Consider the following 11,917-nt stretch of genomic DNA (forward strand, 5'->3'; position numbering starts at 1 on the left):
GTGAAAGGGACCCCGGCATGTTCGCAGGTGCGGTCGTGCTCCCAACTGCCGAGGCCATCGCCGATCGCGCCATGGTCGCGCCTCGGTACACCAGCTATCCACCAGCCACGGCCTTCGGCCCGGTCAACGACCGGCTCGCCCTCGCCGAGCTGACCCGGCTCGGCAAGGTCGGCGCCCCACTGTCCCTGTACGTGCACGTGCCGTTCTGCCGGTCGCTGTGCTGGTACTGCGGCTGCAACGTCACGGTGACCCGGGCCCGGGACCGGGGCGATAGCTACGTCGACACGCTCGCGACCGAGATGGTGCGGGTGGCCCAGGCGCTCGACGCGCCGACCCCGGTCACCGAGATCTCGCTCGGCGGCGGCTCCCCGAACTTCCTCAAGCCGGGCGCCATGAGCGCGCTGGCGTCGGCGCTCGAGCGGTACTTCACGATCGCGCCCGACGCACGCCGCTCGATCGAGCTGGACCCGCGCGCGACCACCCCCGAGCAGATCGACGCGCTGGCCGCGGCCGGCTGGAATACGGTGTCGATCGGCGTCCAGGACTTCGACGCCCAGGTCCAGGAGATGATCGGGCGCCACCAGAGCGTGGCCGAGACCCGGGCCCTGGTCGAGCGCGTCCGGGCCGCCGGTGTTGACGACCTCAACATGGACCTGATCTACGGGCTGCCGCGCCAGACCGAGGAGTCGCTCTTGACCTCGATCGACGCGGTCGTCGAGCTCGGCCCCGATCGCATCGCGCTGTTCGGCTACGCCCACGTCCCCGAGATGCGCCCACACCAGCGGCTGCTCGAGCGCAAGGGCCGCCTGCCCGACCGCTACGAGCGCGCGGCGCTGGTGCTGGCGGCGTCGGCCCGCCTGCGCGCCGCCGGCTACGTCGCGCTCGGCCTCGATCACTTCGCCAAGCCGACCTCGCGCCTGGCCCAGGCCGCCGCGACCGGCCGCATGACCCGCAACTTCCAGGGCTACGCCGAGCGCCTCGCCGACGCCGTGATCGGCCTGGGCGCGTCGGCGATCTCGTCGACGCCGCGGGCCCACTGGCAGAACCACGCCGAGGTCGGCCCGTGGAGCGAGGCCCTGGCCAAGGGCGAGCTGCCGGTCCACCGCGGCCTGGCGTTGACCCACGACGACTGCATCCGCGGCGACGCCATCTCGACGCTGATGTGCACCGGCGAGCTCGACCTCGAGGCCTTCGGCAAGCGCTGGGACATCGACGCCGAGGGCTACTTCGCCGACGCGCTGACCGCGCTCGCCGACGACGCCGATCTGGCGACGGTCGACCGCGCCGCCCACCGGGTGGTCGCGACCCCGCTGGGCCAGGTGCTGATCCGCAACGTCTGCGCGCGCTTCGATCGCTACCACCAGCCCGGCACCCGCCGCGGCTCGGTGACGGTCTGACCCTCGCATCGCCTCTTGCCCAGGACTCGCACATGACCGACGACGCCGCCCCCCCGCGCCTGGTTCCGTCCTTCCCGACCGGCTCGACGTTCCTGATCGGCGTCGAGGTGTGCCTGTGGACCCTCTACACCGTCGGCCTGATCATGGTCATGGTCGTCGTGCTGATGACCTGAGCGGCCTCACGGTCGCATGGCTCACGGCCCGACCTGGGCCCGCAGATCGGCGGCGCGGCCAGCTGCGACCGCGCGCACCGTCGCGACCGTCTCCTCGAACCGGGCGTCGTCGATCTCCTTGCGGGGATCGAGGGCGACCAACGCCCGCGCCTGCGCGGCGTAGGCGTCGACCCGGGCCGGGAGGTCGAGCGTGTCGAGCCGATCGGCGACCGCCGCCAGCTCGACGCGGTAGGCGGCGCGGCACCCGGGGATCGCCAGGCATCGCTCGAGCACGAGGCCGCGGGCGTCGAAGATGTCGAGGGTCGGCTCGTGCGGCTTCCACGACATGTCCATGCCCCACGGCAGCAGGTAGAACTGGTCGCGGGTGGGCTCGTGGTAGGTGCGGAAGTTGTTGGGGCCGAACCGCGTGTAGCAGTAGCCGTCCCACTGCCAGACCGCCGCCTCGTAGGCGCAGTAGCGGAGGAACGCCGGCAGGTCGAGCACCGCGCCGACGTCGGCCTGGAACGTCGCGTCGGACGCGCCGGCGACGGCGGCGAACAGCCGGGTCAGGTCGGCCTTGTCGGCGACGGCCTCGTTGGTCTCGAGCTCGAACCCGTCCTCGTTGCCCGGCTCGAACTCGGCGCCGGTCTCCTCGTACAGGTTGCCGGACGGGTCGGCGAACCAGCGAGCCAGCAGGTGCCGGTCCTCGGTCTCGACGTTGATGTACAGGCCGTAGGCGGCGCCGTTGACGGTGACCCAGGCAGCGTTGGCGCGAGGCGCGGGCAGCGCGGCGCCGCGGTACAGATCGTAGGTCAGGCGCTCCGCCACCCACGATGGATCCTCGAGGGCGTTGTTGAGGGTCATCCGGGCCAGGCCGTGGAAGCGCTGGCCCGGGACGAACGCGTCGAACTTGAGCTTCCAGGCCGCCTTCGCCGACAGCGGCCGGAAGTTCCACTCGCCCTTGATGTGGACGCCGATGTCGGTGACGACCTCGGCGCCGTAGCGCAGGGTCGCGCGGGCGTAGGTGCGCGGATCGGTCTCGAGCGCGGCCACGGCCGCCGGGTCGAGCGTCAGCTCGAAGCGCGGCACCACCGCCGGATCGTAGAGCTCGGCGCTCGGGTCGAAGGGCACGGCGTCGGGGCCAGGCCCGGCGTCGGCGCTGTCGGCCGGCGCGGCGCCACAGGCGACGGTGAGCACGCACGCGATCGCGGTCCAGCGCATCGCGCCGAGCGTACCGCGACCGCCGCTCGATCGGCGAAGTGTGATTTCATAGGCGGCGGATGGACGCTCCCGCCCCGGCCACGCTGGTTGTGTCGGCGACCCGCGCGACGTGGCTGGCGACCCACGGCAGCCACCCCAACGTCGTGCGGGTGCTCGGCGTGCACCACCTCGCGGCGGGCCCGCGCCTGATGATCGAGCAGGTGCCGGGCCGGGCCCTCGGCGCGCTGCTCGACGCCGCGTTCCCCGAGCGGCTGCCGCTGCCCGAGCTGCTGGCGATCACCCGCGACTGCGCGCGCGGCCTGCACTTCATCCACGAGCTGCGCGACGCGCGCGGCACCGCGGTCCGGCTCATCCACGGCACGCTCGCGCCCGAGCTGATCACCGTCGGCGACGACGGCGTCGGCCGGGTCGCCGGGCTCGAGCGCCTGTGCGCGACCCGCGGCGCGCCCCGCCCCGATCCGCGGTACGCCGCGCCGGAGCAGCGCGCCGACGGCGCGCCGGTCGACCGCCGGGTCGACGTGTTCGCGCTCGCGGCCACGCTGCTGCGCGCCGCCACCGGCCTGAAGCTGCGCGACGGCGCGATCCCGGTGCCGACGTCGCAGGCGGTGCCGTACGTGCCGCAGTCGATCGAGGACGTGCTGCGCAAGGCGCTGGCGCCCGATCCGGCCAAGCGCTTCCAGACCGCCGAGGAGCTGCGGTCCGCGCTCGAGCGGTGTGTCATCAACGAGGGCCTCGGCGCGGGGCCGGATCAGGTCGCCGCGATGATCCACCGCTACCTGCCCGAGCAGGTGCCGGCGCCGACGCCGCTGCCGCCGCGGCCCGATCACAGCCTGTGGGCGCCCAGGGGCGCCGCCGCCGGCGCGCCGCGGTGGATGCCGGTCGAGTCGGTCCTCGATCGCAGCGAGCCGAGCAGCGCCAGCGGCTTCGACGTGATCTCGGTGTCGGTCCCTCGACCGATGACGCGCCCGCCGCCCGCGCGGCCGGGCCCCAACGCGCTGGTGCCGGCCGCGGCCCCGGTCGCGCCGACGATGACCGTGGCCGCGCTCGACGAGGCCACCGAGATCGCGCAGGTGCCGGTCGTGCCGCCGAGCGCCGCTCCGCCGCCCCAGCCGCCCGGGCCGGGCGCGCCGACCGGGCGCGCGGGCCCGCCGTCGCGGCCGCCCCCGCACGCGGCCGCGGCCTTCATCGGGCTGCCGCCGCCGCCCGTCGGGGGCTTCGCGCCGCCGGCGCCGCCGCCCGCGCCCGCCGCCGCGGCCTTCATCGCCCTGCCGCCGCCGCCGCGCCGCCGCGCGCTGCTGCGCGACCCGCTGTTCCTGGTCGGCGTCGGGCTGGTGCTGTTCTTCGGCGCGCTGGTCGTGAGCTACCTGGCCGCGGGGTGAGCGCACGCGCACGCCGTGACCGTGCGCAGGTCCTGTTCTTCAGCGCGCTGGTCGTGAGCGACCTGACCGCAGGGTGAGCGCCGGGCGGCCACCGTCGGCCTTGCGCAGGTGTGAACGTTTCGTACAACCGGTGGTCGCGGTCACCTCGCGTGCGGCGGACGTCGCGACCGCGTGGCGGCAGCGATACAATCGTGTGACGTCGCGACCACGCGACGCGTCCCCTAGCTTGCCCGAGGTCTCCATGTCCGCTGGTCGTACGCTCGCCGCTCTCCTGTTCGTCGTCGGCGCCGCCGCGTGCGGGGACGACGCCCCGACCGACGGCCCCGACGCCGGACCGATCGTCTGCACGACGCCCCGGGCCCAGCGCTACCTGCCGCTCGAGGTCGGCGCCACCTGGACCTACCGCGTCACGCCGCTGGTCGGCACCCCGGTCGACAAGAGCACCACGGTCGAGGCGCTCGAGGACGTCGGCGGGGCCAAGACCGGCATCACCGCGCTGCGCGTGCGCACCGCCAAGACCGACGGCTTCACCGTCAGCTGGCAGGAGGACCGCTGCACCAGCATCACCCGCCACCGCGAGCAGACCTTCGACCTCGCCAACGTGATGAACGTCGACACGATCTACTCGCCCGACAAGATCCGCATCGACGAGACCCCCGCGCACCTGGCGATGGGCGCGAGCTGGCAGGTGGCGTACACCGAGGTCACGACCGACAGCGCGAACATCACGACGACGATCGCCAAGGACGAGACCTGGACGGTCGAGGCCACGGCCGAGTCGGTGACGGTGCCGTCGGGCACGTACACCGCGCTGCGCCTGCACAAGATCACCTCGGGCACGGCCGACAAGATGTACTGGTTCGTGGCGGGCGTCGGCAAGGTCAAGGAGACCGGCGACCAGACCGAGGAGCTGGTGTCCTTCACGTTGCCGTGAGGTCCGGCGTGTACGATCGCCGCGCCGTCCCCATGAAGCACCCGATCCCCGTCCTCGTCGCGCTCGCGCTCGCCGCGCCCGCCATCCCGTCGGCCCACGCCGACGACCCCACCAGCGCGCCGGCCGACGCGCCCGCCGACACCCCCGCAGCCGCACCTGCCGCGGCGGCCGACGCCGAGGCCGCGGCGGCCGACGCCGAGGCCGCAGCGGAAGCGGCGGCCGACGCCGAGGCGGTCGCGGCTGCGCACGAGCAGAAGAAGGCGGCCAAGACCGCGGCCAAGCGCAAGAAGGGCGATGACCTCAAGGTCACCGGCCGCGTGTTCGCGCGCGGGGCCGCCGCGGCCGAGGAGACCGCCCTCGGGCCCGGCGCCTGGGTCAGCGAGCTGACCCTCGCCAGCGCCCGCATCGGCGTCGAGTACCAGTGGCACGAGCAGGTCAAGGCCGAGGTCACGTTCGAGGCCGCGCGCGGCAGCGTGCGCGACGCCTACGTCGAGCTCGACCTCGATCACGGCCTGCGCGTCCGCGCCGGCCGCATGAAGCTGCCGGTCGGGGCGGTCGAGACGACGTCGTCGTGGACGCTGCCGACGATCGGCCGCGGCATGGTCGCCGACGTGCTCGCCGACGGCCTCGGCGCGACCGGGCGCCGCAGCGCGGTCGAGCTGCGCTGGCGCGGCCACGGGCCGTGGCGCCCGACCGTGACGGCGGCGGTCGCCCAGGGCGTGCGCACGATCGGCGGTCAGCAGCCCGGGCTGGTCGCCGACGGCGGCGCGCTGACCGTGGCCGCGCGCGCCGCGGTCGAGCCGTCCTCGACGGCCTCGGTCGCCGTGGTCGGCGCGTCGCGGGTCGTCAACTACGGCAGCGCGGTCGGGCGCTACTGGAACGTCGGCCTCGAGGTCGAGGTCGATCTGGCCGCGGTCGGCGCCGGCCTGCGGCTGTGGGGCGACGCGATCTACGGCACCAGCCACGTCGGCGTGGCGCAGCTCGGCGACGCCGATCGCCCCTTCGCCGCGGCCGAGCTGGTGGCCGGCTACCGCCTCGGTGGCCACGCTCGGAACGCGCGCTATTTCGAGCCGTACCTCGGCCTGGGCTGGCTCAACCCGGTCGCGGATCGCGCGCGCGACGACGCCACCGAGATCACCGTCGGCGTCGCCGGCGGCCTGTGGCGGCGCTGGCGCGCGCAGGGTCAGTTCGCGTACCAGAACGCCCGGTCGCTGCGGCCGGCCGGCCTGCTCGGCACCGCGGACATCAACGACAAGCAGACCATCAGCGTCCAGCTCGGCACCGCGTTCTGAAATCGGAGCCGGAGCCGGAGCCGGCATCGGAGCCGGAGCCGGAGCCGGAGCCGGAGCCGGAGCCGGAGCCGGAGCCGGCATCGGAGCCGGAGCCGGAACCGGAACCGGAGCCGGAACCGGAGCCGGAGCCGGAACCGGAACCGGAGCCGGAGCCGGAGCCGGAGCCGGAGCCGGAACCGGAGCGGCCGGCGCATCGGAGCCAGGCCGGAGCCGGAGCCGGAGCCGGAGCCGGAGCCGGAACCGGAACCGGAACCGGAGCCGGCCCCCGCGCCAGAGCTGGCGCCGACGTCGAGACCGGATCCGGGCCGGTTAGTTGGGCGGAGCGATCGTCGGGTGTACGATCTGGCGGTGTGACGCTGGTCGTCTTGGCGCTGGCCGACGTCGGTCTCGGGATCCCCACGCAGGAGGGCCTCGAGCGCCTCGGCCGTGACGTGCGCTGGACCCCGGCCCAGGCCGGCGGCCCCGACGGCTCGCTCGACCCGGCCCCGGACGTGGTCGTCGTCGACGCCGACGGCGACGGCGACGCGCTGGCGGCGGCGGTCGCGGCCTGGCGCGCGCTCGACCCGCCACCGGGCATCCTCGGCCTCGGCATGACCCAGGCGGCGGCGGCCCACACGACCGCGTGCCGGATCCCGCTGTGCTCGCCGAGCGCCAGCCCGCTCGAGCTCGCGGCGGCCATCGACAGCGCCGCGCGGATGCGCCTGGCCGCCGGGCTCAGCCCGGGCCTGGCCCGGCGCGCGCTGGGCCTGCCGCCCGACGCGCCCCTGGCGCAGGTCACCGCGGCGGCGCGCACCGTCGACGTCGAGCTGGCCCGCGCCGCGCTGCGCTGGCACGCGCTGGCCTACGCCACCGCCACCGACGTCGTGGCCGAGCTGCGCTCGGCGCGCGCGCTGATCGTCCCCGAGATCGAGACCCTCGGTCACCTGTCCGGGATCCGGACCGTCCAGTCGATCGTCCGCGCCGGCCCGCTCGATCCGTACGCGACCGCCCGGCTCCTGTGGGTGCTGGGCTCGCTGGGCGCGATCGAGTTCTCGCCCGAGCCGATCGACACGGCCACGCCGGCGCGGCGCGGCCTGACCGAGCTGCGGGCCCACCTGCGGGCGCGGACCGAACGCCTGAGCCGGGCCACGTTCTACGACGTGCTCGAGGTGCCGCCGGCGGCCGAGACCGAGGACATCATGACCGCCGTCGCGCTGCTCGAGCGCCGCTACGGCCTCGGGGCCACCAGCGGCCACGACCTCGGCGACTGCGCCGCGCTGGCCGGGCCGTGCTGGGATCAGGTCGAGCGCGCGCGCAAGGTGCTGCTCGACATCGCGTCGCGCGGTCGCTACAACGACTGGCTGCGCGACCACTGGGCGGACATCCGGACCGCGTGGGCGGTCGACACCAGCACCACCCGCGCCGCGGGCGAGGCCTACGCCCGGGCCCAGCAGGCGCTGGCCGCGGGTGATCCGCACCGGGCGCTGTCGGAGGCGGCCGCGGCGGCCCGACACCACCCGGCCACCCCGACTACGAGACCGGCCTGGCCTGGGCCCGTTACCGGGTCGAGGTGATCGGCGGCGCCGACGCCGCGGCCGCCGCCCGACGCGAGCGCCTGGCCGCGACCCGCGCGACCCGCGGCGTGCGGCCGTGGCCCCGGGCCATGGTGGCGCTGGCGCTCCTGTGCGTCGCCGATCGCGACGTCGACAGCGCGCGCTGGCACCTGCGCGAGGTGCTCGCGATCGATCCGACGTCCCCGGCGGCGCGCCAGCTGATGACGCGCCTGGGCGGGTGAGCTCAGCGCCGATCGGTCTTTCGGGCGAGGTCAGGGCTCGCCCGAGGGACGACGCGCGCCGGGCGAGTCCACGCACGCGACGCCCCCTGCACCTGCCGTGGCCTGGCGACAGCCCGCCCGCGCGACTCAGCGCAGGTCGTGGCCGCTGCGCCAGGTCTCGAGCAGCAGATCGAGCAGCTGGTCGTCATCGACGGCGAGCCAGACCACCGCCGCCACCGCCGCCAGCACCGCGAGCGCGAAGCCGATCCGGACGACGACGCCCGGGCGCGCCCACGCCCGCGTCACCGCCCCCGCGGTCCACGCCAGGGTCACCGCCCCCAGCAGGATGTGCTCGACCGCGCGCGCCGCCATCGGGTTGCCGGTCTCGGCCACCAGCGCCAGGCCGAGCGCGACCGGCGCCAGGTAGGCGACCTCGACCGGCGGCGGCCACAGCCCGCGCGCGGCCGCGCGCCACGAGCGCCGGTGCACCCGTAGCACGACCGCCGCGGCCACCGCGAGCGCGACGAGCAGCCCCCACGCCAGCAGCCGCAGCCGGCGCCGCCCGGCGCGCCGCGCGACCTCGACCGCCAGCTCGTCCCGGGCCGCCGCGGCCGCGTCGTCGGGCGGGGTCAGCGCCGCGATCAGCCGGCGGGCCCGCGCGAAGTCGCCGGCGGCGGCGGCGAGATCGGCCTGGGCCAGCTCGGCGCGGAACCGCTCGCGCGGCCCCGGCGCCGCGGCCGCCGCGCGCGCCAGCCAGGTCGCCGCGCGATCGCGCTCGCCGATGCGGCCCCACGCCTCGCCCAGCCACAGCGCCGCCGCGAACCAGCGCGGGTAGTCGAGGTGCTCGTCGAGCATGGCCGCCAGGGCCGCGAGCGCGGCGTGCGGATCTTCGGCGGCGCCGGCCGCGCGCACCAGCCGCTCGTGCTCGGCGGCGAGCGCGTCGAAGCGCCCGTCTCGCCCGCCCGCGGCGACCAGCGCGTCGAGCCGCGCCTGGGCCCGCCGCGCCAGCCGACCGTCGGCGTGCTCGGCGACGATCCGGCCCCACAGCGCGCGCGCCCCCGTCAGATCGCCCGCCTGCTCGGCCAGCGCCGCGGCCTCGGCCAGCGCGTCGTCGGCCCAGCGCCCGGTCGGCGCCGCCGCGGCCAGGGCCTCGAACGCGGCGCGCGCGCCGACGGCGTCGCCGGCGGCCAGGCGCTGCGCCGCCGCGGTGAACGCGGCCTGATCGGTCGCGTCGTCGGCGCGGCTCCGCCCGCCGAGCGCGACGACGATCGCCAGCACCAGCGCCGCGCCCGCCCACCAGCGGATCACGGGCGGACGATCGTGAAGGCGTCGACCGCCGCGCCCGACTGGTCGAACGCCTCGAACGCCAGCTGCGCGGCCCGCACGCGCGCGACCGTCGCCGAGTGCAGCGACGCCGAGGTCTGGGTCCAGAAGTCGGACCCGTTCTCGTAGAGCTCGGCCCCGGCCCCGCCCGAGACCACGTAGATCGTGCCGTCGGCCGCGCTGGCGGCGACCTGGTTGCCGCGCATCGGCTTGGTGCGCTCGTAGTCGTGGTCGTGGCCGTTGAGCACCAGATCGACCTGGGCCTGATCGAAGATCGGCGCCCAGGTGTCGCGCAGGGTCGTGTCCGACCCGTGGCGGGTCGAGGCCGAGTAGACCGGGCGGTGGTGGTTGACGATCAGCCATGGCGCGGAGGCGTGGGCCGCCAGGTCGGCGGTGAGGAACGCCGGGATCTTACCCGTCAGGTCGGCCAGCTGCTCGGGGGTGTCGTTGACGACGACCAGGTGGGCGTGGCCGTAGTCGAAGCTGTAGTTCTCCTCGTCGCCCGGCATCGCCAGCTGGGCGTAGTAGTTGGGCGCGTTGATGTCGTGGTTGCCGTGGACCGACACCACCGGCACTCGCGTGAACAGCGGCTCGGCGGCGATGAAGAACTCGTCCCACTCGCGCTGCTGCTGGCCCAGGGTCACCGCGTCGCCCGAGAACACGATCACGTCCGGCGCGCGCGCGATCAGCTGATCGACGACCTGGGCCCAGACGTCGTAGCCGTCGCGGCTGTCGCCGACCGCGCCGATCGTCACCTCGGCGTCGGGCGTCAGCGCCGGATCGGGCGCGGTCCGGAACTGGTACGTCGGCGACGTGACCCCGGGGGCGGCCTCGATCTGGTAGCTGTAGACCGTGTCGGCGGTGAGCCCGCACAGGTGGGCCTCGTGCATGCGCACGATCGCGCCGTTGCCGAAGTCGGCGGCGTACGTGAAGGTCAGGCCGGGCGCGGCGAGGTCGAGCGCGGTGCCGACGCCGAACCGGACCGTGCCGGTGGTGGTGGCGTCGTCGGCGGTCCGCCAGTCGACCACCATCGAGGTGCGGGGATCTCCGACGAGGCCGAGGTGGACCTGGCCGATCGTGGGATCGGCGCCGACGACCGTGCCGGGCAGGCCGGGCGCCTCGACGCCGAAGCGGGTGACCATCGTGTGCGGGCAGCCGGGCGGGACGATCGAACCGCCGAGGCGATCGACGTAGGGGCGATCGGGCAGCGGGTTGCCGGCGACGCACGCGGTCGCGGCGGTCAGCGAGACGAGCGGGACGAGGGTGAGGGCGCGCATCAGTCGATCCGGGCGGTGACCTGCACCAGCAGGGTGTCGTTGGCGTAGCGGGCGTCGCGGCCCAGGGCGTCCTGATCCTCGACCTCCTGGATCGACGACGCGGTGGCCTGGACCTTGAGGTCGTGGCCGTCGAGGTACCAGGTCGCGCCGGCGGTGTAGGAGCGCAGCGACTGATCGGGATCGCCGCGCCGGACGATCGGCACGGCGTCGTTGCGATCGATCTCCTCCCAGCGGGCCGCCAGCTCGATCCGCCCCGGCAGGCCCCAGCGCGGCAGCAGGTAGGCGGCCTGCACGACCACGCCGTTGGCGCGGTAGTCGGGGCGGCTGGCGTTGACGAACGCGTGCTCGACCTGCAGGTACTCGAACGTCCCCGACGCGCCCGCGACCGCGACCGCGACGTCGGCGCCGAGCGTGGTCTGGTCCTCGAGGCCGTCGCCGGCGTCCTGGCGCTGCCGCGCCGCCGACGCGCCCAGCCAGGCGAACCGACCGCCGAGCGCCGACTCGGCCAGCGCGACGTCACGGCCGAGGACCCGCAGCTCGAACCGGCCGGCGTAGAGGAAGTGCTGGTCGACGTTGCCGCCCTGGTTGACGCCCTCGCCGTTCCACAGCCCGGCCGACACCCGCGCCATCGGCGCGTTCGGGACGATCACCGTGGCCATGGCCCCGAGCTGGCGGTCGGGCGCCAGGCTGGCCAGCTCGGGCTTGTCGACGAAGCCGAGCCGGCTGTCCGACAGGAGCGCCTGGCGCGACACCGGCACCTTGAACTGGCCGGCCTCGAGCCGCCAGCCGCCGCCGTTGATCAGGCACGACGACGCCGCGACCGAGGCGTCGAGGAGCCGGAAGTCGGGCGTCAGCTCGGCCTCGGCCGCGACCTCGACCTTGACGCGGTCGAGCTCCCGCGTCGCGCCCGCGATCACCCGCGCGCGCCGCACCCGGAAGCCGTCCTCGTCGAACGGCGCCACCGGATCGTCCTGGCGCACGCGCAGCTGCGGCTGCAGGTAGCCGCCGCCGTGGAGCGTGAAGCCGGCCACGCGCGCGGGCTCGACCGCCGGGGCCGGCTCGGCGCCGACCGGGGCGGCCAAGAGCGGGACCGCGAGCAAGCTGGCGAGGACGCGCACGCCCGACGGTCGCACGCGCGCGGGGGCGCCGCGGTCGCGGCCCGGTGACAGCTCGGCGACGGCGCCCACGT

At 75.5% G+C, this 11,917-nt stretch carries 11 protein-coding genes; 7 read left to right on the forward strand and 4 right to left on the reverse strand.

The annotated features are described in order from the left end of the window. The first annotated feature begins 71 nt into the window (after positions 1-71). Both hemN and IPL61_05060 read left to right on the forward strand, forming a co-directional pair. On the forward strand, positions 72-1,397 hold the full coding sequence (gene hemN, locus IPL61_05055; GenBank protein ID MBK9030697.1) for an oxygen-independent coproporphyrinogen III oxidase: 1,326 nt from the start codon (positions 72-74) through the stop codon (positions 1,395-1,397). A 32-nt stretch (positions 1,398-1,429) separates the two neighbouring features. Continuing rightward, complete coding sequence (locus IPL61_05060) at positions 1,430-1,570, forward strand: hypothetical protein (protein ID MBK9030698.1); 141 nt, start codon at positions 1,430-1,432, stop codon at positions 1,568-1,570. Between the two features lie 21 nt (positions 1,571-1,591). Here IPL61_05060 and IPL61_05065 read toward each other — a convergent pair whose 3' ends face one another. Next, positions 1,592-2,770, reverse strand: a complete 1,179-nt coding sequence (locus IPL61_05065) for a CotH kinase family protein (GenBank protein ID MBK9030699.1) — start codon at positions 2,768-2,770, stop codon at positions 1,592-1,594. A 59-nt stretch (positions 2,771-2,829) separates the two neighbouring features. Here IPL61_05065 and IPL61_05070 point away from each other — a divergent pair, with 59 nt between their 5' ends. The 5 genes from IPL61_05070 (at position 2,830) to IPL61_05090 (ending at position 8,149) form a co-directional block, all read left to right on the forward strand. Further along, a complete protein-coding gene (locus IPL61_05070) occupies positions 2,830-4,149 on the forward strand; it encodes a hypothetical protein (GenBank protein MBK9030700.1) in 1,320 nt (439 codons plus the stop codon). Positions 4,150-4,390: 241 nt separating this feature from the next. Then, positions 4,391-5,083, forward strand: coding sequence for a hypothetical protein (locus IPL61_05075; protein MBK9030701.1), 693 nt, complete (start codon positions 4,391-4,393; stop codon positions 5,081-5,083). Positions 5,084-5,115: 32 nt separating this feature from the next. Next, entirely contained in the window at positions 5,116-6,375 is a 1,260-nt protein-coding gene (locus IPL61_05080) for a hypothetical protein (GenBank protein ID MBK9030702.1), read from the forward strand. A gap of 350 nt (positions 6,376-6,725) precedes the next feature. Further along, positions 6,726-7,928: a hypothetical protein gene (locus tag IPL61_05085; protein MBK9030703.1), complete on the forward strand. Its 1,203-nt coding sequence runs from the start codon at positions 6,726-6,728 to the stop codon at positions 7,926-7,928. Next, positions 7,925-8,149 (forward strand): tetratricopeptide repeat protein, encoded by a 225-nt coding sequence (locus IPL61_05090; GenBank protein ID MBK9030704.1) that lies wholly within the window; start codon positions 7,925-7,927, stop codon positions 8,147-8,149. The genes IPL61_05085 and IPL61_05090 overlap by 4 nt, the downstream gene beginning before the upstream one ends. 126 nt (positions 8,150-8,275) lie before the next feature. Here IPL61_05090 and IPL61_05095 read toward each other — a convergent pair whose 3' ends face one another. Genes IPL61_05095 through IPL61_05105 form a run of 3 tightly spaced genes read right to left on the reverse strand, consistent with a single transcriptional unit; the run spans position 8,276 to position 11,846 of the window. Next, entirely contained in the window at positions 8,276-9,436 is a 1,161-nt protein-coding gene (locus IPL61_05095; GenBank protein ID MBK9030705.1) for a hypothetical protein, read from the reverse strand. Beyond that, positions 9,433-10,728 (reverse strand): metallophosphoesterase family protein, encoded by a 1,296-nt coding sequence (locus IPL61_05100; GenBank protein MBK9030706.1) that lies wholly within the window; start codon positions 10,726-10,728, stop codon positions 9,433-9,435. Before IPL61_05100 ends, IPL61_05095 begins: the two co-directional genes overlap by 4 nt. Then, the gene (locus IPL61_05105; GenBank protein ID MBK9030707.1) at positions 10,728-11,846 is read right to left on the reverse strand and encodes a hypothetical protein; all 1,119 of its coding nucleotides are present in this window, start codon (positions 11,844-11,846) and stop codon (positions 10,728-10,730) included. The genes IPL61_05100 and IPL61_05105 overlap by 1 nt, the downstream gene beginning before the upstream one ends. Positions 11,847-11,917 lie beyond the last annotated feature (71 nt).

It is taken from the genome of Myxococcales bacterium (assembly GCA_016717005.1).
Taxonomy (GTDB): Bacteria; Myxococcota_A; Polyangia; order Haliangiales; family Haliangiaceae; genus UBA2376.